The 23,691-nt window shown below is 40.5% G+C and carries 11 protein-coding genes; 4 read left to right on the top strand and 7 right to left on the bottom strand.

From position 1 onward, the window contains the following. Positions 1-3: 3 nt before the first annotated feature. From ACEXOE_RS02445 to ACEXOE_RS02435, 3 genes are all read right to left on the bottom strand, one after another. Positions 4-675: a DUF5932 domain-containing protein gene (locus tag ACEXOE_RS02445; protein ID WP_394747139.1), complete on the bottom strand. Its 672-nt coding sequence runs from the start codon at positions 673-675 to the stop codon at positions 4-6. An 8-nt stretch (positions 676-683) separates the two neighbouring features. Further along, on the bottom strand, positions 684-2,603 hold the full coding sequence (locus ACEXOE_RS02440; RefSeq protein ID WP_394747138.1) for a tetratricopeptide repeat-containing sensor histidine kinase: 1,920 nt from the start codon (positions 2,601-2,603) through the stop codon (positions 684-686). A gap of 149 nt (positions 2,604-2,752) precedes the next feature. Then, positions 2,753-2,902, bottom strand: coding sequence for a hypothetical protein (locus tag ACEXOE_RS02435; RefSeq protein ID WP_394747137.1), 150 nt, complete (start codon positions 2,900-2,902; stop codon positions 2,753-2,755). 212 nt (positions 2,903-3,114) lie between these two features. Here ACEXOE_RS02435 and ACEXOE_RS02430 point away from each other — a divergent pair, with 212 nt between their 5' ends. Beyond that, entirely contained in the window at positions 3,115-3,897 is a 783-nt protein-coding gene (locus tag ACEXOE_RS02430; RefSeq protein ID WP_394747136.1) for a hypothetical protein, read from the top strand. 7 nt (positions 3,898-3,904) lie between these two features. On the opposite strand, the gene ACEXOE_RS02425 is transcribed toward ACEXOE_RS02430, so the two are convergent. Both ACEXOE_RS02425 and ACEXOE_RS02420 read right to left on the bottom strand, forming a co-directional pair. Beyond that, the gene (locus ACEXOE_RS02425) at positions 3,905-7,549 is read right to left on the bottom strand and encodes a glycerophosphodiester phosphodiesterase family protein (protein ID WP_394747135.1); all 3,645 of its coding nucleotides are present in this window, start codon (positions 7,547-7,549) and stop codon (positions 3,905-3,907) included. A 159-nt stretch (positions 7,550-7,708) separates the two neighbouring features. Then, positions 7,709-8,233 carry an outer membrane protein gene (locus ACEXOE_RS02420; protein ID WP_394747134.1) on the bottom strand — a complete coding sequence of 175 codons (525 nt, stop codon included), beginning with the start codon at positions 8,231-8,233 and terminating at the stop codon, positions 7,709-7,711. A gap of 442 nt (positions 8,234-8,675) precedes the next feature. On the opposite strand from ACEXOE_RS02420, the gene ACEXOE_RS02415 reads away from it, so the two are divergent. Together ACEXOE_RS02415 and ACEXOE_RS02410 are read left to right on the top strand one after the other, a co-directional pair. Further along, a complete protein-coding gene (locus tag ACEXOE_RS02415; RefSeq protein WP_394747133.1) occupies positions 8,676-11,081 on the top strand; it encodes a hypothetical protein in 2,406 nt (801 codons plus the stop codon). Between the two features lie 143 nt (positions 11,082-11,224). Further along, entirely contained in the window at positions 11,225-12,037 is an 813-nt protein-coding gene (locus ACEXOE_RS02410) for a response regulator transcription factor (RefSeq protein ID WP_394747132.1), read from the top strand. Between the two features lie 329 nt (positions 12,038-12,366). Here the strand turns inward: ACEXOE_RS02410 and ACEXOE_RS02405 are convergent, their stop codons facing one another. Continuing rightward, the gene (locus ACEXOE_RS02405; protein ID WP_394747131.1) at positions 12,367-16,707 is read right to left on the bottom strand and encodes a hypothetical protein; all 4,341 of its coding nucleotides are present in this window, start codon (positions 16,705-16,707) and stop codon (positions 12,367-12,369) included. Positions 16,708-16,722: 15 nt separating this feature from the next. Further along, entirely contained in the window at positions 16,723-22,140 is a 5,418-nt protein-coding gene (locus tag ACEXOE_RS02400; RefSeq protein ID WP_394747130.1) for a hypothetical protein, read from the bottom strand. A 362-nt stretch (positions 22,141-22,502) separates the two neighbouring features. On the opposite strand from ACEXOE_RS02400, the gene ACEXOE_RS02395 reads away from it, so the two are divergent. After that, positions 22,503-23,672, top strand: coding sequence for a S8 family peptidase (locus ACEXOE_RS02395; RefSeq protein ID WP_394747129.1), 1,170 nt, complete (start codon positions 22,503-22,505; stop codon positions 23,670-23,672). Positions 23,673-23,691: the final 19 nt, after the last annotated feature.

The raw sequence follows: 23,691 nt of genomic DNA, 5'->3' as shown, positions 1-23,691 counted from the left end.
CCTTCAAATTAGGCCAAGGTCTTTGGCACTTGCGATGAGGTGTATCGCATTTTTTGCCTTGAACTCCATTTTAAGTCTATTCAATCTTTTTTCAATGGAACTAATGCTTGAAGGTGAGATTCCTTTTTGTTTAAAATTTAAGGCAATCTGCTCTTGTGTAAAACCGGAGGATAGGTGTGATAGCAGCATCACATCATAGTCCTCTATTTCAAAAGGTTCTTTCCGGTGCATAAAGGAGGATAGCTCTGGGGATACGTAACTTTTTCCTTCTGAAATTTCTTTAATGGCCTCTACTAAATTGCGCAAGCCATAGCGTCCTTTGATCACATAACCGTCTATTTTTCTATTTTCGAAGAGCTTTTTGATTTTACTGGAACGGTCTTCAACGGAATAAATGATGGTTTTTAAGTTTTCTTGTTTAGCGCGTAATACAGAGGCCAATTCCGCACCCGATTTGATTTTGGTTTCCCGATGGTCTTCCTTAAAGGAGAGATCGGTAATCACCAAATCAAAAGGGGATTCGTCTTTTTGGGCTTTCAAAAATTTAAGATGGGCATCATCACAATAAAGTGATTGTACAATGCTCTCAATAGCTACCTCTTGACGCAGCATTTCTGCAATACCAAAACCGATACTGTGTAAATCTTCAACAATTAGAACTTTCTTGAACATCATTTTTGATTTTATATGGGAAAGATGATATTGAATTTGACACCTTTCTTGAATTCTGTATCAAAAATAAATTTTCCATCAATGCTATGGATACGGTTTTCCACATTCACCAGACCATTTTTCTTTTTTAGACCTATAGGCATACCTTTTCCATTATCGATATAGTGAATGTTCATACGCTGTGATTTGCGCTCAAAATGAAGTGAAACTACATTGGCTCCGCTGTGTTTTTTCATATTCACCATCAATTCATTGATGACTCTATAAATGGCAATTTTCTTATACGCTACAATATTTTTCCATAAGTTTTCATCTAATCCCTTTACGGCCACTGTGGTAAGGTCGCTCTGGTATTGGGCCAGTAATTTTTTCATTTCAAGATGGAAATTTCGCGTCTGAACATCCCCGGTTTCATGTGAAATATCTCTTGTTTTATCGTATATACTTTCTAAAGTATCCAGCAGTTCCTCGTTCTTTAAACGCGTGCTGTGCTGTAGATTGGTCATCACACCATAGATGTCATTGGCAAGTTCATCGTGCACTTTTTTGGAAATTCGCTTCTCTGTCGCATAGATTTGCTCCACACGTTCCCGTTTATGACGCTGTCGCATGTAAACGAAAAGAAAGATTCCCATAAGAAGTAAAAACCCACTGCTGGCAAGGTAGGTGATTTTTTGAATCCGTTGTTTGGCCAATGCAGCATCCTTTAAAGCTTGATCTGCTTCTAAAGATAGTATGGCTTCTTGCTTTATGCGATCGTCATACTTCATCTTGGCGAATTGTGTTTTTACTTGCAATTCTTTTTGATACATGCTGTCCTGAAGAAAAATGTAGCGTTCCTTGTAATCCGTATTTTTGGGCATCATCTCCATAAGAAAACCCAACGCATCTTTTTCGGCTTTTGGTATTTTAAGTTGTTTGGATATTTGTATAACAGTATCCAGGTAACGTTTAGCACGGATGGGAGCACTATTGGCATAAAACTCTCCCAAATGCGTATAACTAGCTAGTTGACCGCGTTGGTCATTTCCAATTTTTCGTAAATCCAAGGCTCGGATCAAATTCGTGCTATTTTTTTCTTCCCCAGATTTCCATTGCGCATAACTCATATTATCTAGGACGCGTGCATACGGTATAGTTAGGTTTCTAAGTGTTGAATCTACTTCGATTTCTTCTAATAATGCAATAGCCTTTGGGTATGCCTCAATATCGATGTAGACCGTAGCCAGATTATTGGTGTAAATTAGGATGTCTCTATGGGAGGTAGATTCTCGGATGGCCTTTTGATAATAACCAATGGCATCTTCAAAATTCAGTAATTTATTATTGTTGGTGCCCAATTCGTTATAGACCGAAGCAATGAACTTTTGATCTTGATTTGGGTTTAGATACTGCAAGGCTTCGGTAAGGGTCTCTTTGGCGCCGAAATAGTCGTTTCTTACTTTTTGTATCACTCCCATACTCAATAGACGCCGCCCGGCACGTCCACTGTCACCCACCTTTATAAATTGATTTTTAGCCTGATTATTATAATAGAAGGAACTATCCAGATTAAACGCGTTCGTTCTGTGGTAATAAGCCAGTAGGTGATAATACCTTCCTTCGGCCAGAAAGTTATTGCCTTGTTTGGTGCTATGTTTTAGAACTTCACCAAAATGGAAAAGGCTATCGTATTCTTGCAATGATAGATGGATGTTGCACTTGGAATAGAGGAGTATGGATTTCAGAGAATCTGTTTCTGTATGGAGACGCAGTGCTCTGTTAATAGCTATTTTTCGCTCTTTTAAGGAAACACTATCCGTTATTGCACGTTCATATAATTGTTGTACTTCCTCTGAAGAAAATGGTACGCCGGTGCTTTGTTTCTGGAATGAAGTATCCGTACAGCAATAAAAACAAACAAGGATAAGAAGAAAAATAAAATGACGCACAAGACACTTTTTTTATAAATGTACCAAAAAAATAGAAGGGGCAGTAAAAATTTGTCAGTTTGAATGCTCTTGCCATACGTATCTTAAAAAGGCCTCAAGGGTACTCAAACTGACAGTTGATTATACATTACAATTACTTCCGCGGATGTTTAGTTTCCGGGTTTTTCCTCTACGGAACCATCATTACCTTCGGTTAAACTCTGTTGGTACAGAGCATCATCTTCCGTACTGGTCGTACATGAAGCGAATAAAGGTGTCATTACTAAAGTTAGAACGATTACTTTGATTAAATTTCTCATTTTTCTTGGGTTATTTATTATACTTCCTGTTAAAAAATGAGAGCGCCCTCGTTGTAATTCTATAAGTTTACCGGTAAAAGAATCACACTGCAAGATCACCTTTATCTTACAGGGTATGGGACATCCGGGGACGAGTTCGGACATGTCGGATGATGTCAAGAGATGTTGGTTCTCTTTTTTAGAACATGTTAGCTTTTTAAGTACATTTGAGTATGGAAACAATCACTAAACTCACTAAAGGCTTTCTACCAGAATTTGTTTTTTTAACAGATGCCATCTTACAGGCCGATAATGATGTGTTGGACCTTGAGGATATGGTTGTAGCTTTGGAAGAACTAGGATTTAAAATTAGTTCAAGAACACTTCAACGGGCATTTGATTTGCGCAAAGCTCTGGAAACCAATACGTATGAAGATAGTTTAGTGGTTCCCAGCAGAAAAACACTGGATGGACTAACCTTATTTTATTATGGAGGAAATCCCGGAACTTTCCTCGAATTGGTCCAGTACAAGCATGGTCAATTAAAAAAGGAAGAAGTACTGGACTATTACGAAACATGTACCCCTTCTGATAGGATGATAAAACAAGTTTTTGACCAACCTAAAAAAATACAATTACGGCAGGAATATATTGAGGGTTTGGAGTTGTTGCTTTACGAATTGCAATACAAATCCCTGGAATCCTTTGTGGACAAGATGTTGGACAATCGCTTTAAGGAGTTGCGGGAAAAATTGGGAACGCAGGAACTGAAGGAAGAGCTAGAGGGCTATATTGAAAAACGTTTAGAGGAAGAAAAGAAAAAAAGAAAACGTTCTTCATTTATTTATCGTATTCTTGGTGGTATTGCCTTATTCTTTATGACTACTCCCCAATTCGACGATTTAAAGACAGAAGTTCTTTCCGCATTTTATGATGATTTTGATGAGACTCTTGATATTACCGAAGAAAGACCGGACGGAGAAGGAAAGGGCGATGAACCCTTCGATGAGATATAAGGTCTTTTTATCTACCCATAGCGGTCTTTAGTACATCGGGGTAATCAGTGATAATGGCATCTATTTCCTGATCCAATAAACGTTGCATTGAGCGTTGCGAGTTTACATTCCAAGCATAGATTTGATAGCCTTTTTCCCGTAGTTTTTTTTGGAAGGAGGGAAACAGCAAAAGACTATGGTAATACACACCTATGGCATCTATCCCCTTAATAGTGTTGTAGTCTAAAGGACCAAAAACAAAAATACCTGTATAAAATTCCGGATAGGTTTTCTTAAATTCTTGAATGAATTTTTGATCAAAAGATAGGATTTCCACGCGATTCGTAAGATTGTAGGCTTTGATCAAATCAACCAGGTTTTTGGCCAAACCAGGATATGATCTGGAGTTTTTAACCTCGATCAATAGCTTGGTCTCTTCGTAAGGACGAACAAGTTCCAATACTTCTTTTAAACTAGGAATACGCAAGGGAAGGTCCGTATTTCCTTGGGAAGTTTTCAACTCCAAACTTCTTAGGGTATTAAAATCTTGGTTTTTGATAAACCCTTTTCCGTTGGTAGTTCGATTTACTTTTTTATCATGCATTAAAACAAGGGTCCCATCTTGCGTTTGGTGAATATCTATTTCAATTTTATCCGCACCAAGGGCAAGACCCTTTTGAATGGCTTCCAATGAGTTTTCAGGAGCTAGACCTGCTGCACCTCTATGGGAAATGATGTGCATCTTTTTTCTGGTTTTAGGGACATCCATGACCTTAACAAGAAATTTTCCGGTATTGTTCTGCCATTCCCGATCGTTTATTTTCAATACCAAGGTATCACTATTTGAGATATTGAGCAATAGCTTACGTTGTGTTTCAAAGAGCCCGTAAACATCTTCTTCAGGGAAGTCGTGCCACTTAGGAGTTCCTTTTTTGGAGATGGCCAGCGCGCCATGATTTACAGGATACAATTCTGGATAATCATAAGTATTTCCTATCCCCATGCCCAAAAAGGCAGCCTCGGTCCCTCCCGCCGAAACATAGCCTACGAAGGTGCCGGTTCGGATTCTTCCTTGGGCATTGAATTGTAACTGCCTAAGCGCGCCGGATTCTATATTTTGTGCCACCAACATTTGGGGTTTCCCGGATACTTTTCTCAAATATGGCGTTTGAAGGTTAATTTCAAAACCATGGGGGTCAGACCAATGCGGGTCATTGTAAAAACGTTGAAAAATGCTATAGGCAAGGGGAATGCTTACTATAAAACAGAACAAGGGTACAACCCACTTTTTCAAGGATTTTCGTTTTAACGTACCAAAATCCTCTTGAGCAAAATAATCCTTTAGCGTAGGGTGGGTAAATTCATAGCCAGAGCCTACTGCTTTGATAAAGCGAAGATGGGCTGCCTCTTCCAAAAAGCGGGTGTAGTTTAAAGGTCCCGAATTGTCTAAAAAAACTAGTGCCCTAAGGACATAATGGCTCAATACATCGAGTCCTCCGAACCATACAAAACCCAAAATACCAAAGGCGATTCCAACTTTGACCGCTTTGATGGTAGACGTAATTTCTCCCTCCAGTCCGCCAATTACGGTGCCAAATAAGAGGGTCATTACGATAATGGACAGAAATCCGGATTTCAAGGCATTCTTAAAGGATTTGCGAATCCCAAAATTAGGTCTGCTCTTTTGGGCCTTTTTTTTGCTTTTGGCCAAAAGCGTATCATTGTCATTGAGGTAACCGGTTAGACCGATCAGGAAAAAGCCTAGGCCGGCACCGGCACAAAAAGCAAAGAGATAACTATTTTCAATATATAACTTTTCCTGTAGCCAGATATTAAAGATCGAATTTCCAGTCATTCGCTTGAAGATATACAATAATGGAATTAGAAAGAGGCCAAGGGAAAGCCCTCCAAGGATACCGTATTTAAAAAAATTCCGCCAATCTCTTCGTATGCGTTCCACCGATCGTATATCAATATCCACTTTTTGCCAACGGGATCGTATGCCAAAAAACAATCCCATTAAAATGGCAATCAGCAAGCCTACAATGGCCTCGGTAATGGAAAATAAACCATTGAGTTGCAATTCTCCCGCAAATTCGGGGGATCTGGGGGTAGAAAAACCGAAGTAAGCCCCCAAACTGATGATCAAAGGAATTAAGAACAAAAATACAGCTCCTAAGGAATTTCCTAAGCTCGTGTTCTTTTTATACCGAAGTGCCGCATCTAAATTGGTGAAAATCTCTTTGCCTTTTTTTCTTTTATACGACCTGCTCAACCAGATTACGCTCACTATGGTAAAAGCAGAAATAAGGGCGGCACCCCAAAAGTCAAAGGGGTCTGACATGAAAAATCCTGCAGCCACCGATAGAAGGAAGGCTCCGAGAATCCTGGACAAGAGATAATAGTTAAGGCGCATTAATTTTGTGGATAGGAACAAGGGCTGCAATTCCTCAATAAAAAAAGCATCGTCTTGGTGTGCCATGTTCTTTAACCAATTCCGCATTTTTTTTGGCGTATACGGATGCTGGTCATAGTTGAGGTATTGATCAGTTTTAAAGATATGGGCATCGTACTTTTTCCAAAGTTTGTTAAAAATACTACGATCATCCTCTTGTTCAAAGGAGGCAATATCCTTGGCATCCAGATCTTCAATAATGATGCAAATGATTTGTAGGACCATAGGATAACGCGCTAAACTCTTCAGTCGAGGACTTTTGTCAAACAATTCCTGAAAAGTATCCTTTGTGGGCAGCTGTTTTGTAATGTCCCGTACCTGTACTAAGGAAAGGGGGCGCAATTCAAAAACGTTGAAGATATTTTGAGTGTTGATCTTCTTTTTTTTCAAAAAAGCGATACTCTCCTTAAAAGCATCGGGCCTGGAGGTAATCCCCAATGGATTGTGCCTAGTGTATTGATAGATTTGAAAGAAGCACTTTTCCCGATAATCGTTGCCCATTTGATCGAGGCCATCCAAAAAGGGAAATACCTTATGTTTGCTCAAAAAGTATTCCGCAGGAATTTTGTCTACATGATAAATACGTTTAAATTCTTGTATCAACCACTCCTTTATGGATTGGTTTTTTTTCCATGAGGATAGGGAAAAATAAACGGGCACAAGATCTTTTTCTTCTTTTTCAGCTGTGTTGTCAAGGGATTCCAGAGACGTTTTTAGATATTCATAGATGGCCGAAGTCTTTCCCACTCCGGGTTTTCCATATACCACAAAGCTTTTGGGGCCAAATTTGGCCATAGCGGGGACAACTTCCGATAGGGCCCCGCTCAATTTAATGATTTCGCCAGTGGCCTTATGGTATTTCCAATGGAGCTTTCGAATATATTTTACCTCGGTCTCCTCAATAATCCGTAGCGGAGCTTCACAAAGTTTATACACTTGGTCCTTTAAATTGTTTAAGACAAATTGTTTTTTATCAAAAGTGTATTCTGGGACAAGTTTTTTAGCACGTTTGCTTTTGATACCTAAAAATTGCCGTAATTTTTGAGTGATTTTAGAAAAAAGGGTGGGGAAAAGAAATTTGGCCAGAAAGTAGACGAAAGAAAAAGAGGAAAAACTATAGATTCCTACCAGAATATCCGTAAAACCGAAATTGTAGATCAACAGGCCTACAACACAGAGTAAGGCAAAGACAATAAAAATGCTTCTTTTCAAGGGCATGCGCGGCAGTCAGTTGGTTGATTTTCTTTCTTTTAAGATGTTGAAAGTACATTTTTTGAGGAAAACCGCAATACGGTTTTCCATAAAATGAGCCCGACAAACAGGAAGAATGCCGAGCCCAACAAGAAAAATAATCAAACTAACCCACTACTCAAAAAATCATAAATCAAAATAGTAATGCACTCCTCCTCCAAAAAAGACTCCGGAATAACTGAAGCCACCGGAAAAGGATCCCCCACCATAGCCTGCCTCAATATTAAAACCTAGTTTTTCCAATCCAGTAAAGGCGTATTCCACACCGCCGCCAAAACCATAGGCCAAGGAGGTGGAACTTTCATTAAAATTGGAGCCAAAGAAAGAATCATTGAATTTCACCGTCCAGAATCCCAATTGGCCAAAACCATAAGGCCGGAGATTTGAATTCTCCCCCGGGAAACTATAAAGATATCGTCCTGAAAAAGTAAAGGCATTGACACTGCCCCCTAAACCATAATTTGCACTTCCTATGATGGCCTGTACACCATGGACTTCGGTAAGGTTATAACGCCCACTTATACCATAGTTTAGACTAGTGGCCTGAACGCCGACGCCTAAGGCGCCGACATTGGATATTTCCTGTCCATGCAAAATATTTAAATGGAACAGAAAGATAAAAAGCATTGTAGCAACGATTGATTTTTTCATGATTTCAATATTTTAGATTTATGCAACAAACCTAGATATCCTAGGCACTATTTCCTTACGGGAACCCTTTGGTTTCTTTACGGAAATCCCCTTGGTAGTTCGTGATTTTTAGGAGTGGGCGTTTTAACTGTATTTTGGAAGGAAATTTTTGGGTAATTGTACTGTGATACACCCTTAAATATTTTTAATTCTAGCAAATTATTCATAATTTACTGACATCTTCCCCCTGAAATACAGCCATCTTTTACTTACTTTTAGGATGATGGAAAAAATACACATGGATGGGGATGTTTTTCCCATTTAATTTTAATGATTTTCGATGTAGATACTACATCGAAAGAAAAGTGAGGTCTCGACCCATAGGCAGGCAGAGGGTTATTAAAATACATGGGTATGTAAATGGATTAAAAATGACACACAAACAAAATAACGAAACACAAGAATGGACATTTTAAAAAAAACAGGTACGACAGCCAAAGCCTTTTTAGAAAAGTTACAATTGGATAAATTGGGCATCAATGAAAATCTGGGTGATCCGGCAGCTATAAAGGAAGTTCTGGAGTACAAATTACCTCCTTTGATCCCCATTGAAGTAGATAGTAGCAGTTTAAAATTGAAAAGCAGCGCCAATGTTTCCCATAGTACGCAATTGTTCAATGAGGAAAAGGATAAAGATGAGGATGGTATCTTGGGGAAAAAAGATGGAAAAGCCACATTGGTTCCTCTGAACGTCAATAATCCTGTCTTGAAACATTCCCTAGCCTTTGGGGTTAGTTTGGGCGCAAGCGTGCCTGCCGGAAAATTAGAATTTGGGATTGAAAGTGGTGCAAATTTAAAAACCATTGCTTATCTAAAACACACCAAAGGAGAAAAAGTAAAAGATGCCTTACTGGCCGATATTCAAAACATGCCTTTTGTGTATTTCCTGCCCCAATTAAAAAAACTCAAAGTAGGGGAAGCCGTAGCTGTGGTCAGCGATGCCAAATTGGGTGTAAGCCTGAAATTTGAATTTTCCGATGTGATTTCTGCCGGATTGACGGGATTGTCCACCTATATTGGATCGGAAGAAGTATTGACTATAGAAGCTAATCTTGGGGCAAAAATTGGAGTGGATTTCGCAGTTAAAGGAGCTTATGAACTCGTATTTGTAAAGCAAACCTCGAAGAAATATATCGTCTACGTAAAATCTGCTGTATCGAAAGATCTTAAAGGTAGCGTGGATTTAGGATTGGAAGTTTCCTTGAAAAACCCTAAGGTACTCTCTAAGTTCCTCGATGAAAAATTAGATGCTATTCTAGAGCAGATTACCACTTTGGATGATGAAGAACTTGCTGCTTTTGAAAAAAAATTGGCTGATTTCTCTGCAGATAATCTCGGGATTTTGGATTTAGGACAAAAGGAACAGAAAATAGCCAATTTCCTCATAGACAAATTAAAATTGGAGGATGAGTTGGATAAATTGGGGGGACTGGCAAAAAAATTGGCGGGGCTGCGAAAAGAACTGAAAGATGGTTTTGAGAAGGCGGCAGAAACAAAAATAAAAGCAGGGTTCAATTATGAATACGCAAGAATAAGCACGAGAAAGGTGCTCTTAAAAGCTGAAATCACCGAGGATATCCTAACAAAAACCCATAAGGACCTGATTTTATTCAATTCGCTTCCGTTGGTGGATTTAGCGGTTAAACCTGCAAACGCCGCTAAAATAAAAGTTCAGGAATACCTAGAGGAAGCCACCTTAAAAACAACCCAGGAATGGGGATTGTCCTTTGGAATCGGGAAATACAAAGTGGGAGGTACGGATAAGAAAGAATTGGAATCAGAATCCCAAAAAACCATTGATAATGGGGAACTATTGGAAAAGGTATCGTATAAAGGAATGCGAAAATATAAAGAAGCGGGAGATTTAGGGGGCTTTGGCGATGATTATTGGGTGGCTTTTAACGTGGGAATGGAGGACTTTATGAAACAACCGGGAGCTGCAAATTTCGATTATGGGTTTTCATTTTTTCTGGAACACCGAGAGAAAAAATGGTTTAGTAAAAGCAGAAAGGAACGTTTGATGAAATTGGTAGATTTGGCCCAATTATGGAATATTGTTCCAGAAACTTCTTTTGGGGAGCAAACCGAGAGTTTATGGAGTTTATTGGGAAACAGGTCTAAAGTAAAAGACATTCGTTTTTCATATCAACTTAACGTAACTCCTGAGGCCATTGATGCTTTAAAGCATGTATTACATCACATGATGTTGCAGCAACCTGATCGTCATATTGCTTTTTTGGCCAATGCCTTTGGGAAAGCAATGCCTTTTGACCAACTTTCAAAATTCCGTTCGGATCCTAGTCTTAGGGCAAGGGCTTATGGGGAATTATGGAATACCTACTTTAAGAGTGAAAGCTTTAGCGCAACGCCTAAAGGAGCTGATTTTAAATTTTATACAGATTTGGCAGAGCGCTATTTTAGGACCAAAGATGCTCGATTGAGCAAATTTGAAGGGAATTATGTGAATGAGTCCGGAACTACTGGGGAAGGAGATAATGTTTGGTTCGGAGGAATTATTCGGATCAATAAACCAGCAAGGCAAGTAAAAAACTTTTCCAATGGATTGGAACGCCTACTAGGGGCCATTCTCAGCAATGATCCGAAATACGATAAGGTCATCAAAAGTACGTTTAATGCAATGCAAGATGGGTGGAAGCATCAGTTTTGTATTAAGGCTTTGGGTATTTATTTCTTGGATTTGGCCCGCACAAAAGGAGTAGAACATCTTGTAGAATCTAAATTGGAAATAAAATATAAGGATGCCGAAGGCAAAGAAAAAGCTTATTTCTTGCAAAAAGGAACTTCTTAGTCGAACAAGTGTTTCTTAAAGAACTATTTTTAATACGCTTGCCCTTTATATCCTAATGTTGTTATATAAGGGGCAATTTCTCATTTAAAAAGGGAGGTTAGTTTTTTGTATATTTTAGTTAATATACTGTTAATTAGTATGTTGTGCGTGATAAAAACACACCATTTACACAAAAAAATACACGAATCATACAATATGGAGGAGGTGAAAAAGAATCTTTTTTATTTTTAAGTAAAGAGAACTCCAAGCCCCAAATGGAATCAGTGGAAAAGTATGATTTTCTAACGTCTTTTACTTCCAATGGAAGTGAGCGTAGCTGTTCGTCAAAACTTTCGAAAATTTTTGAAGTCTGCGATTTTTCAAAGCACCTAATGGTGGGCATTTATGTGATAGAGAAAAAACAGTTTCTATATTTCAACCGATCTTTTAAACGAAACCTTGGACACTATAGTGCCCGACTTTTGGATGAAGGTTGGGATTTTTGGTTTTCCCGTATCTGTCCAACAGAGTTGGAAGGAGTTCGATTAAAGTTACTCCCATTGCTTCACCCTGATGCTAGTGGAAGTAGTATTCCCCTGAACTATCATATTATAAACGCTTCAAATACCATACTTAGTGTAAGACATGAGTTGATGCGCTATATGCTGGGGGACCATACGTTGATTATAAACTACTTTTTGGATACTACGGATAAAGAGCGTATTGAACATTGTTTAAACGGAAGTCAAGGTCAAGGGTTTCCCAAGGAAACGCATTTGCAAACAAAGATGATATCCCCAAGGGAAGAAGAGGTATTGAAATTGATTGCCGAGGGCTATTCTTCCAAAGAGATTGCGGACCAACTTTTTATCAGTAACCATACGGCCATATCCCATAGAAAGCATCTCATTGAAAAGTTTAAGGTAAAGAATACGGCCCAACTGATCAAAAAGGCGTCCAAAGTAATGGAACTTTAGATTGCACATTTGCTTTTAATGTAGAAAATTGGGTTCCCCATAGTTCTGATGCACTTGCCAAAGTGCTATTTTGTTTTTTCACCGTAGTCCGAAACAAGATCGTTCGACTGGACTCCTATGTTTTTTGTTGGTATTTCGAGAGTCACTTCGAGTGTTTTTTACGAAGGGGAACGAAGTAAAAAATATATCGAGAAGTAATGTGAGCACTGTTTTTTTCGTTTTAAAAAGTTCTCGATACGTTTTTCTTTCATTGCATTACAAAAAAACACTCGAACAGACATTCTTGTTTTTGATCACCTTATCGAAATATATAATGGTTCAAAATTACGTTAACAATCCGTACAACACACTTCTGGCACCTTCGTTAAGGGGGAGGTCCGCATAATTCTATGATGCCCTAATTGGTCGCTTACGGGGCTGGGCTTCCTAGCTGCTTGGGACGTACTTACTCCTTCCCTTGCTCCAAATCGTTTTTTATGCTCCCGATCAAAAGCAATTTTTTGATTGTTATCCATGAAATCAGCAGCAGCTTGAGCGGTTCCGAACTGTTGCAAATTGGTCATGTGCTCAAAGATATTGGTAATTTGAGGCAGGGTTTCAACAACGATTACGCTTAGGGAGGCATCCTGGGGCAGACCACAAATTGCCAAGAGTTTCGCAATTTCTTCGTTGCTCCATACCGTAGTCCCGTATTTGGTGGAACTCTTGTTCTTTTTACTGAAATCTACCAATTTCAATAGGTTTCCGGTCTGGGCAATAGAAACATTGGTTTTTAATGTTTTTACGGTGATATTATTCAACAACTGCAATTCGTTCTCCGAATAGCGTTCAAATACATTTACTGTTTTATCGGTCTCTATTTGTATTCTCCAATCCAGAGGACGGTCGTCCAGTAGGATATTTCTATAATCGGCATTATCTGCTTGCTTGACCTGCGCATATAGTAGCGCCCATAATTCTGTTCTTGGTGGATCTGCCGTCACATTTTTGCCATCATGTACCGCAACGGCATAAGGAGCGGTAACCCACAATTTATCTTCATCCCTATTGGTCATACAAGTTAAGGTAGGTGCAGGGTGTTGGATACCCTGCGATTTCAATCGTCTTCCATAGCGTCCTTGTCCAGTGGTCCACACTTTTTGAGGCTCCGCGTTGCTATCTTCTGCCGGGCGTTCAAAGTGTCCCACTCTGAACTCATAGGTGAAGAAACCAAACATTTCATCGCTGTTGGCATGCAGGCCTGGGGGCAAAGGTAAAATGTAATGACGATTACTAGAGGTACTTTTGATCATAGGTTGCATGGCATTAAGACCCGCTAGATCATTGGATGAAGCTGGCGAAATAATACGAATTTGTTCTGGATCGAGGGGTAAAGGCGGCTCTTCCGGAGCAATAAATAATGAGGGATGATTATTGCTGATCAACTGATCGGGTGCATTGGCCAATACTCGGGCAAAGTAGGTGTCTTGAGGATCTGCCACTTCTTCTTCAAACTCGATCCATAAGAAACGTTTTCGCGATTCCGATGAAGTGTATTTCTCATCACGTACATAGGGAGATAATGCCATCCCTGCAGAGACAATTTTTGGCACTTGCGCTGGAGGGGTCGTAATGGGTAAGGTCATGGCCAATGCCTCTGGGTTGTCTTGTTGTTGGGCATGATTTTCTTTGAAATTGGGCTCAAGGGTATAACGTACATCAATGGTATCCGGAAATAGAGGAACATTGCCTTGGGCCTCTTTTTTTGGCTCTACGGCATCAATGAATACGATTCTGGTGGAATTGCGTTGCGGTCCATCCAAGGCCTCAAAAGAGGCGGTACGAATCATTTTAATACGACCAATTTCGGCATTGGTCGCCAAGGGTTGCTCGTCATGGGTAAAGCCATAGGTCCTATTAACGAGGAATGCATCTGTTTTTAGGGCATCCCACATCCAATCTCGATCAATTTCAACGCTTACACAACATAACCAATGGTTGATCAAGTCACTTTTAGAAGCAAAAGTGATCGATGATCCGTCGGGCGACAGTGTATGACGAATACGACTAGAGCAGCCAAATACTACCCGTTTGCCTTTAGCTCCAGTGAGCGTAAGTCCGGTGCTTTCCAGATCCAGTTGATCGGCCAATTGTTGTACATTGTTCAAGACCCTGGTATTTTGCTTCCCAAAAAGAAGTGTACTGACTTTTCCATCAAATACATTTTGAACATCAGGCTGCATATAGATTCCCTGTAGTTGCGGTACTCCTGCGGTCTGTACCAATAAATTGGTTTCGTCTTCCGAAGCTTTGTACAGTTGTATACTAAAAGCTTCCCCATAACGCACATCCAACTGGGTATTGGCCTCGTCAATGACACCATAATACGCATTGGTTTCACTAGGTGTAGCTTTATCTTCGCACACCGCACGAATGGTTAATCGTGCCATGCGGGCCGTAGGAAGAACGAGTTCCGATAGATTGTCAATGGTATCGGCTAGGCCTAAATCCTGTGCCAGATTCAATTCGTTCCCTAAATTCAAAACCTTGTCCGGGCCCTGTATATCTACATATTGTATGGGAATGTTAAGGTTGGCTTCATAATCATCATCGTTGGCAATAGGAGGGAAGGTTCTACGTGTCGTATATAAATGTACATAATCTTCTTTCCCGTTTACACTTTCAAGCTTATCTAGTTTTAGGGTTTCTATTTCCACAGTAATTTCTATGGCGTAAACATCAGGATCGGCAATACCAAGACCCACACGATGTTCCGCATTGGCCAGATCGGGCTGAAGTCCTAGGTTAGATTGATTTAAAAGCCGTTGGACCGGATCGGCATACTTGTCCGTGTAAGCTACTGCTGGAAATCCTAGTTTGGGCCGTCTAATATTCAGCTCGTTAAGTTCCGAAGGTCCGTCCGTGCTGAGGATAGGATGTTCTACATTTTCATCATCGGTTTGTAGTGCCTCTATTTCCTGAATTCTAGGTTGAATAGGTGCAATATATCTTTTGAAATTACAGGTAGCGATATCGGAAGGGGTATCATGGATAGGATTTTGATCAATACTGGGTGCACCACCACTAATGTCTTGCATTCGAATTCTGAACTGATAGCTGCTTCCATAGCGCAATTGGGCAGAAATAGCTCCGGCGATGTACATTTGATTCAATTGATTTTGCGCAGCACCGGTGACCCCGGTTCCTGTGGTCCGTTGAATGCCATTTTCATCCAACACCGGATTTCCATCTTGATCAAAAACCGGAGTGCCAAAAGGATCTGAGTCTACATTGGCATTCGTAGTTTGATAGATAGTGGCAGCATCTTCGTTGGGCAATACCATGCTATGTCCGTTCCAATTTGCAAAATACATGGGAAGCCAGTAGGTCTGTAATTGTCCGGTAACTTGCTCCGTGCCGTCCAATTGGGTAGGATATACTTGATAGGGGAGTTCCCCTTCAAAACTCCCCAATTCAATACGCTCTCCTGGGTTCAGTGGATTTCGGGCTAAGGTTAAAGGTTGCCTACTGCTGACGCGATTCAGTGACTCCCAAGGATTTTCAGGATCTCCGGCATCGGCCAATTGGCGAACATCAATGTGATATCCTAGGATACCTAAAGGCGCATCCAAACGTTGGGAAGGTCCTGCCACTGAAGAATCTATCATCAATTGACGCATGTACCAAATCAATATTTGTTGATCGTTCCAGGAGAAGTGAATGCCGGTTTCCTTGGTAGGATAGGACCCATCGGCTTCTTCTTCCAACGGATTCCGATGTGGCGGTTGATGGCAATGCACAATTTTGGCAAAACCATCGTCAAATTCTGCGGTTTCCTGGAATAACTCGTCATAATTACCATCGTGTATGGCTAATACAGGGTACAGCATAGGAGCGAAAACCTGACGTGGTTCCCCCGGAGTCAAGGCCGGAATTCTGGCCGCATAGCTTTTGATAAAAGAAGCATCCGCCGCCTGCTGGGGACTGTAACTACTGCCCTCGGCCAGATCGATATAAAGATAACCCCCATCCGGAAAACTATTGGCATCTATGGGAAGGGTCGTAGAGTATATAAATCCGGCAGCTCTGGCCAACAGCGGTTGACGCAGCATATGGGCAAAAACTTTTCCCCAACTCACAATGTCAGGACTGCGCTTAAAACCGGCATAGAACTTAGCCGCCTTCACTGCACAGTGATAGCTGTCGTCCGTGACCGCATTTTTGGTCCTGGGAGCCGTGAAATGGGTAGCGTTTCTATAACTTTTTGGAAGGTATTTGCTTACCGATACTGCTCTGGGACGGGCATCTTCAAATTGTCGTTCCTTGGGAATGTTTTGAAGATTTATATTGGAATTTTCCATGGTGGCATCGAAAATTTGGAAATGATTACCCATAGCTTCAAAAATCGCTCTGGGATTCCCTGGATTTTCCGTAGTTAGAGGAACGCCAAGGTTCAATGCCTGTGGTTGTGGAAGTGGATGTGTTCCGAACCCTTGCAAGAGTTGTGCATTAAATGAAAAATTGGCATCGGCAAAAGCCACTGTACTATCAGGAATAGGGGCATCACCCCCAATGATGATTGGATTAAGGGGATTGTGATCTCGCGGAAGTACTACAATATTCACATGAAGTTGATTTCCATCAAAAAATTGTGGAAATGTCATTATGGATAATCTCTGATTCGGTGTCATAATCAATTTCTTTACTTAAGCGATCTGGCGTTGTTCTGACCAGGATTCGGAAAAACTTATGTTAATGATAAAGGCAATACTGATGTCCAGACCAAAAGTGACCTGACATTCAAGGTCGGTGCGGGACCCAGTTCCAATGGCTTTTTTAGTGTAGGTTCCTTTTGCTTCAATACGAATGGTTATGGCTACGATACCTCCTAAAATTTCAGCATGACCTTCAAAGAGTAAAAAGGCAGATACTTCAACGATGCCGGAGGCGATAAAAATCTCGGCCCCCACTACAAAGAGCACGCTAACGTTCCCGGCTACTGGCAACCCAATAACGATCTGGGCGCCAAAACCAAACTTCATGCGTAGGGAAGGACCTATTTTGGTATCTGCGGCAATAGCTACGTTAGCTTGTCCAATCGCATATATGGTAGCTGCAGAAATGGAAACGCACATTACCGAGAGTCGTGCATAGAAACCAAGAGAACCACCCGCACTGGGCAAGAGTTCATTGGCATCCGTGGTGACTTTTAAAGCTGCGTTGAAATAAGCGCCAATGGTGAGGCCACATTCCAGTTTAAAGGGAGTATTGGGGTCATTATATACGGCATCAGGTACAGGAAATCGCAAGACCGGAATTTCTTTGGATGCCTCAAATTTATATTCCCAACTGCCCGCTTTATTGCTCATGGCCAACTTTAACCCCTTGCCAATGGCCGCCCCATAATCACCACTTTGTAAGCTCTGTAGAATTTCCAATAGATCTACCAGAGGTTGGAGTTCAGGAGAAAATTTTAATTCTGGTTGAGGGTAACTGGCTTCTTCCCCATTTTTGGAATCCCAATTCCCGCGTATGGTCATCAAGCGCTTTATTCCGGCCAAATCAATGACCAAGCCTATGTTGTTCATTTTACTTTTCCAGCTCTTGGCCACGGAATTGATATCAAATTCCAGAGAACCGGCTTCTTCTACACCACCATTATTATCGGTCTTGGCGTACTCAATGTAAATCCTAAAATTGCCATCGCCTACATCAATAAGTTCAAATTCGGTGGGCAAATCAAATACTTCTTCGGGATTGTGCAATAGCTGTAGTCCTTGTTGCTTTACACCATCTATGGTATCCTGGATGTCCATCAATTCAAAAACATCCTGTCCCAAATCTTGTAAGCTGCTGGTGTCAAAAGGGAAGCCTCCATTCTTTTTCATGAGAACGGCCTCGCCGATAGTGTCTCCTATAAAATTTGTTGCATCGCCTATGTTGGGAAAAATACCTTTGGAATTTACAATACGAAAAGCATCCACAAATAGAGGAGGTGTTTTACTCAACAATTTCTTATCTCCCTGTTTAAAGGAAGGGGTCAAGAATAGGGCTTTTTGGGTATCGGTACTTTGCAAGAATCCATAATTCAAAGTAGTGTCCACGGGATTTCGCAAGAGTTCGGTGGGCTCAGCTATTCGTGTAAGCGCACCTCCTGGGGGGCTTTCTACTTTTACACTATCGTTGGCCACATCCTTTACAATTTTTCCTTCCCGGATTACAGGAATGCTCAAATTGGTGGGTACCGGACTTACATCACCCGTGCTACGCTCGTGCTTTACCATACTCCAACTCCCGTCTTTGGGCAGGAGTACATTTCCCCTACCCGCGATGGCAAAAGTGGGGTCCACACCATTATTCCCAAAAGAATTGCTAAAGTCAAAACGACTCAAGCGCATTTTTTGAGTGCTCTCCGCAAGGTCAACCTCACAATCCAAAGGCCCTCCAATAGTACCTTGGCGTGTAATAAGTCGCTTTAAGGCCTCGTTGTTCAAAGGAATTCCTTTTGGAGCCAATTGAACAAAGCCTACGATACGCTTGGAAGGGACTACATCCTTCTCTCCATCGGCCGTTTTTTTGGAAACAAAACCTGTGGTAGTATGTTCTATTTCCACATCTGCATCAAAATAGAGTGGCTGTAATTTAACCTCAAAACTTAAATTGCCTCCTGTAGTATTGGTAACTTCCCGTCCATCTTCGTCCACATAAAGTTCTCCATTCGCAATGACCAGCTGATCTATAAAGGGTTCGATTTCTGAAGTTTCCGTGATATTGCTGATATTGTATAATCCTTTTACAAGGCCAGGATGTATTTCATAGTCCGTTGATCTTTCATCGGCTATTAAGGGAGGTACGGGGGGATTTGCCGGATTGGGCACAAAAACAAAGTATCGGAAATCGAATTTCCCATCACTCTCTGCCCGCCAACCGGAATCAAAGCGATAGGTATATCCACTGGCCACCCTAAACAAAGTAATGGTTCGCACTACTTTTATGGCCCAGGGATATACGATACTCTTAACCTGAATGACCTCATGGGCACAGCGTCCCATGAAAATATCGAATTTTGCCTGACTTGTTTCGGCCAAGGCAGCTTTGGTGTTCAACCAATTGCTAAACATATTGGCCCCATAACCACTCATGTCCATACGGGTCATGGGAACTCCTCGATTTTTTAAAAGGTTGAAGGGCCCCGGTTGAGGATTGAAAAACTCCCCGTTAAAAATTTCAGTAACACTTCCCCCTAGGGTACTATTGCCAGTAGTGCCTCCGAATAAATTAAGAATATTATTTAGCTGTACGGTAGTGCCCATAAACATCTTGCTATCTCCTTCACGCAGCGGCATTCCCGCATCCAATCGCAATTGTAAACCATTTTTCACCTCATTTTCAAACTGAATGTCTTCCTGATTGATGTCACCACCATCCCTAGTTTCATTCCCTGTACCGTATTGTTGTTCCAAAGAAGCCACAGCCTTTAATCCAAAAGGAAGGGTGAAAAATGATAGGGCCTGGAAATCATCGTCTTCAGCCCTTTTTTTGACCAAAAACTCCGTTATGGGAAGCGGAGCTAGAGCCACTTGCTCCATACTGTTGTTGAGAATATGTGAAGGACCTCCATCATTCGGATAATAATTAAAACCAAAATCAGGATCCCCAGGAATAGGGCCCGTTGGAGGGGGTACCTGAGGAGTAAGGTTAAATACGGGCTCCCATGAAATTTGAGGAACCGTAAAAGCTTTTACATTGGCCCCTGCGCTAACCACTTCCATGCCCACCACTTGAACCGGAAAAAAACTGGAAGTGTTTTCTCCATTGGCATTCACGCCGGTAGTCACACGAAAATCCCGACGGGTAAGGAGATCAAAGCTAATCCCAAAAAGATCGGCATTGGTACTTACATCCAACAGGGCGAAGAGATCACGACGATATCTGGACGTTTCCTTATCCCATTGCGATTCATAATCGGGTAAACGCGGCAAATCCGAACTAGCAGCGGCTGAAGCGGTATGTACGTCACGCCCTGTTTCATTGCTAAAGTCGGTGTTGGTCAATGTGCCTCTAAAGGCATCGGTTCTGGAGGTAGTTTCTAAAGAAGGTACGGGAGTACTTGATCGAGAGACGCTATGTACACCAGAGTCGGTGTGTATTCCCGTACCTATGGCAGTTGTGTTTTGGGCATCTTCTTCTGGACTTTCCAAAGAAATGCTGGCGAAAGGATTGTTTAAAGGTGCGAAATGGAAAGATACCTCCACCCGATCGTTTTCTTCGGCGGTTAGTGGAACATCCCAGGCAACTCTGCAGACCAACCAAGCAGTAAATTGTTGGGGATTTGCTACTGCGCCCGTAGTTGGATTGCCCTCCCTACCCCGAATTTGTCTACGCAGTATACCTAGATTGGCCGCATATGGGTCAGGTAGGGTAGGGATGTAGGCGAACAATCCAAAAGTGAGAAACAAGAAACCTTGTTCTACTTTAGTATAAGTATCCGATAATGTGCCAAAAAGGAGACACCCATTCGGTTGCGTCACCTTAAATAAGGCATTTTTAATAGCAAAAGCCATGCGTTCTGGAATAAAGGGATCTTCATTCGTGATTTCGGCATCATCCAGAATAAGATTATCGTCCAATAGGTATATCAATTTATTGGCCTTACTCACGGCAATAAGCAATAAAGAGTTCATGGAACGTACAGTTGGTGGGGTACCATTTACCCGTACCGGACGATCTATATTTAGCTTGGCATTGGTAAATGTCATCAACAACTCATTGCCATTGGCATTACTGGCATAGTAAAATGATGTTTTATCTGTAAAACCTAGTGTTAGCGTAGTCCCGAAAGGATTTAGTTCATCTTTCCATAAATCTAAAGAATGCTGTGCATGAGGGTTTCCGGCCAAAAGATCCAATAAAAAAATCTGCCCTGGGCTGATCAGAAAAGCAGGGGCACCCAATAAGAGTCCGCCACCTTCCATACCTTGCCATGTTGTAGATATCCCTTTTTGGGTTTGTGCAAAAATGCCGCCTATTCCCTCCGCTGCCAAAGGCTGGGTGATATCGATATCTGCTACAGGAAGTACCCAACCACTTTTTTGGAGGTTAGCCTCATTTTTCAAGCTGTTGAAAGGAGAGCCATGCTCCAGAATGCTCATTTTTTGCTCGGAAGCTTTAAAAGAAAAATAAATACGTTGGATGATGGCATCGTAGGTGGCTTGTTTGTCTTCCTGCCAGTCAAAAGCCATTTTTTGCCCATAAAGCCCCCAGTTGGCATTGGATACGGCATCAATTTTACGGCCATTCCCGGAGAAATGAAAAGCGAGCTTTTTAGGAAGTTCCAATTGCATCTTTCGTGCATCAGCCCCGTAAGGACTGTTTTTATCCGCATCTTCTACTTCCGGTTGGTCTAACTGTAGCTGTACCTTAATCATCGTATTGGCCGAAGCTGTAAGTTTTTCATTGACCAATTGCGGTGCACTGTTCAAAGTGATTTTTCCACTATTGATGGTCAGCCCGGTATACTTTCCGGTTGGTGCATTAGGAGCAAGAAATTTGGACAAGATCCAAATACTGCCCTTATTTAAGGTGTAGGTTTTTGAGGGATTGACTCGTATAGGAACATTCAAATTTGGGGTTAGGGTTCTACCCTGTTTTATAGAAAAGAGGAGCACGGGATGAGCTTCACCTTGAATATATAAGGCAATTTTCTTTTCAATGGGAAAGAAGTCGTACCAGAATTGCCGTCCATCCTTATTTTTAAAAGGCCCTAAAGAATGATCCACTCTGGCTCCAATGGCCCAATCGGCAATGGAATTGTACAAAAGGTGTTCCCTGATAGGCGCTTCCCTACGGAAAACTTTGTATTGTGTTTTGCTTTTTTTCTTCTCTCGGTTTTTGGTGATATTAAGAATGGCTTTTTTCTGGGTTCCCCTGATGTTATCCTTAAAAAAGATATCCGATTTTTCGAATTTAAAGGAGGTTTTAACCGGAGCTTGCAACTCCTCTTCCAAAGAAGATTGTGATAAGGACTTGGTAAGTCGATCAAATTTCTTCTGCTCTTCAGGCGTATCCAATGTTAAATGCCCAATGAGGTTGTTGAGGGTATTGTTCAATTGTTTTGTTTCCATCCTGACGTTTTTAGTGGTTTTTGTAGGTATGCCATCTTGAATACTACTTTGGAGTATTCCATTATTCAGGAGGAACTTTAGAATAGTATAAAATTAGAAGAAAACGCAATGAAGGGCAATCCCCATTTTTAGGGATTTTGGTTTTGGACAATAAGTAGTGTTATATGCTAAACGATATAAAATCGATATTTGAAGTTTTTAATCTCATGAAAAATCAGTACTTTACTGACATCTGCCCCCTTTCTATTTACCAGTTTTTACTTACCCGTGTTTGTTTTATGGAAAAATCCCTATGAGTGGGGATTTTATAAGTAAAAGTATTAGAGGAATTTTGAATTTTTTACTAATAAAATATTTGATTTATGAATCGTAAGTATGCAATCTTTGAACAAGGTGCAACCTTGGATTATATAAAAAAAAGTTTAAAACCCTATAAAATTGATAAGTTTTATGATAGTCTTTCTGAAGATATTATATCTAAAAATTTAAAAAAAAATGAGGCAATCATATTTAAAGAAATTTCTGTTGCTCTAGTGGGTAATGTTAATGTGCCTAGTAGTTTTGGAATACGAGAGAAATTTATCGGATATGAATTTATAAATGAAGAATCATTTGAAGTTGACGAAAGAGATATGTTTTCTAAACCTGATGATGAACCCAATAATTGGGGAATACAAAGAGTAAATGTTTTGAATTCAAATTTAACAGGTGATGGGGTTAATGTTGCCATTTTAGATACAGGTTATGATAAATTTCATAAACAATTTGCCAATAGGAAAATAATAACAAAATCTTTTATAAGTAAAACAGCGCAGGATTTTAACGGACATGGAATGCATTGTATCGGAATTGCTTGCGGATATAAAGATTCGGATGGGATAAGATATGGTATAGCTTATAAAAGTAATATTTATGCTTGTAAAGTTTTGGATGATAGTAGAAAGAAAAGAGGATACAAAGCTGATATTATTAGAGGTATTTTATGGGCTGTCAAGCATAAGTGTAAAGTAATTAACATTTCTTATGGTATTCGAAATAATGGAAAAGAATATGATAAAGTTTTCGAGAGAGTTATTAAATACGCAAAAAACAAAGGAAGTATTACAGTAGCCGCTGTTGGAAATCATAGTATTCGAACTAATTCATTGTGTGGAATGGAGTGTTACTCAATTGCAAGCCCGTCTGATTCTCCAAGTGCTATAGCGGTAAGCGGTATAAATGAAGAGTACGATGTTTATTCATTGGCTAATCAAGCTAATCTTTATTTAAAACAGAAGATTGATTTTGTAGCCCCAGCTACTAATATTTATTCTTCATGGTCAACCAAATCAAAAATTAAAACTGGTTCTAATATGATATTTAGTGGAACAAGTATGGCTGCGGCTTTCGTTTCAGGTATTCTAGCTCTATTATTTGAAAAAAAACCTAAAGCGAAATGTGATGAAATTTTAAAGATTCTAAAACAAAATGTCTTGAGTTGTACAGATTGGGAATTACAAGATGTTGGTTCTGGATTAGTTCAAATTACCTAATATAATTAACTTAAATTAT

Source organism: Spongiimicrobium salis (assembly GCF_043678055.1).
Lineage (GTDB): Bacteria > Bacteroidota > Bacteroidia > Flavobacteriales > Flavobacteriaceae > Spongiimicrobium > Spongiimicrobium salis.
The sequence above is the reverse complement of the archived record's forward strand: the minus strand, read 5'-3'. Positions and strand labels throughout refer to the sequence as shown.

Excerpts from the sequence above, each read along its gene's own strand:
- ACEXOE_RS02415 (WP_394747133.1), top strand. The coding sequence starts at position 8,676 with ATGGACATTTTAAAAAAAACAGGTACGACAGCCAAAGCCTTTTTAGAA.
- ACEXOE_RS02405 (WP_394747131.1), bottom strand. The coding sequence starts at position 16,707 with ATGACACCGAATCAGAGATTATCCATAATGACATTTCCACAATTTTTT.
- ACEXOE_RS02420 (WP_394747134.1), bottom strand. The coding sequence starts at position 8,233 with ATGAAAAAATCAATCGTTGCTACAATGCTTTTTATCTTTCTGTTCCAT.
- ACEXOE_RS02425 (WP_394747135.1), bottom strand. The coding sequence starts at position 7,549 with ATGCCCTTGAAAAGAAGCATTTTTATTGTCTTTGCCTTACTCTGTGTT.
- ACEXOE_RS02445 (WP_394747139.1), bottom strand. The coding sequence starts at position 675 with ATGATGTTCAAGAAAGTTCTAATTGTTGAAGATTTACACAGTATCGGT.
- ACEXOE_RS02435 (WP_394747137.1), bottom strand. The coding sequence starts at position 2,902 with ATGAGAAATTTAATCAAAGTAATCGTTCTAACTTTAGTAATGACACCT.
- ACEXOE_RS02395 (WP_394747129.1), top strand. The coding sequence starts at position 22,503 with ATGAATCGTAAGTATGCAATCTTTGAACAAGGTGCAACCTTGGATTAT.
- ACEXOE_RS02400 (WP_394747130.1), bottom strand. The coding sequence starts at position 22,140 with ATGGAAACAAAACAATTGAACAATACCCTCAACAACCTCATTGGGCAT.
- ACEXOE_RS02430 (WP_394747136.1), top strand. The coding sequence starts at position 3,115 with ATGGAAACAATCACTAAACTCACTAAAGGCTTTCTACCAGAATTTGTT.